The sequence below is a fragment of the Dietzia sp. B44 genome (genome assembly GCF_014145245.1).
Classification (GTDB): Bacteria; Actinomycetota; Actinomycetes; order Mycobacteriales; family Mycobacteriaceae; genus Dietzia; species Dietzia natronolimnaea.
Genome location: NZ_JAALEF010000285.1, coordinates 1 through 1,231, shown reverse-complemented (window position 1 = coordinate 1,231; position 1,231 = coordinate 1). Strand labels below are relative to the sequence as shown.

Here is a 1,231-nt window from a genome sequence, read left to right as displayed (position 1 = left end):
TCGACGGACAGGCGCCGGGCCACCGCGCGGCCGATGCCGCCCGAGGCGCCGGTGACCACGACGGCACCCGCCCGGCGGCCCGTGCTCATCGGAGGTCGGTCTTGAGGATCTTGCCCGAGGCGTTGCGCGGGAAGGACTCCACGAACTCCACGGCGCGGGGGCGTTTGAAATTGGCCAGGTGCTCGCGGCAGAACCCGAGGACGTCCTCCTCGGTGAGCGACGAGCCCTCGCGGCGCACCACGAAGGCCTTGCCGACCTCGCCCATCCGGTCGTCCGGGACGCCGATGACGGCGGTCTCGACCACTCCGTCCAGGCGCGCGAGCGTCTGTTCGACCTCGGCGGGGTACACGTTGAACCCGCCCGTGATGTACATGTCCTTGAGCCGGTCGGTGATCCGCAGGTTGCCGTGGGAGTCGATCTCGCCCACGTCGCCGGTGTGGAGCCAGCCGTCGGGGTCGATGGCCTCCGCGGTGTTCTCAGGGTCGTCGAGATACCCCTGCATCACCATCTCGCCGCGGGTGAGGATCTCGCCGGAGTCCCCGATCCGGATCTCCATGCCGGGGTACGCCCGCCCGCACGTGGTGGCGACGGTGACGTCGTCGTCGTCCGCCGTGGTGGTGGTAATGAAGCCCATCGTCTCGGTCTGCCCGTAGGCGGTGAGGACGGTCTCCAGCCCCAGGTCGGACTGCATCCGCTCGACCAGGACCACCGGGACGACCGACGCGCCGGTCACGGCCAGGCGCAGGGAGGACAGATCGAACCCCGCCCGGTCCGGCGCGTCCAGGATCGTCTGGAAGATCGTGGGGGCACCGGGCAGGACGGTGGCGCCCTCGTCCTGCACGAGGCGCATGGTCTCGGTGGGGGAGTACACGGCCAGCGGGATGACGGTCGAACCGAAGAGAGTGCAGACCAGGAACCCGGCCTTGTAGCCGAAGCTGTGGAAGAACGGGTTGACGATGAGGTAGCGGTCGCGCTCGGTGAGTCCGCCGTTCGAGCCCCACGCGCGCGCACCGGCGACCGTCTGGCGGTGCAGCGCCACCACGCCCTTGCTCTTTCCCGTGGTGCCGGAGGTGAACAGGATGTCGGCCACGTCGTCACCCGTCACCGAGTCGGCGCGGGCGTCGGCCTCCGCGAGCGCGGAGTCGGTGGCCTCCGCCTGCAGGTCGGTGAAGTCGACGACGGCGAGGTCGGCGGTCGCGGTGTCACCGCCGTCGAGGGGGACTCGCACGAG

General features: G+C 70.5%; 1 protein-coding gene. It reads right to left on the bottom strand.

Annotated elements, in window-relative coordinates; translation table 11 throughout:
- Positions 1 to 85: 85 nt before the first annotated feature.
- The coding region (locus tag G6017_RS10085; RefSeq protein WP_182617197.1) for an AMP-binding protein at positions 86 to 1,231 on the bottom strand (1,146 nt) is incomplete at its 5' end.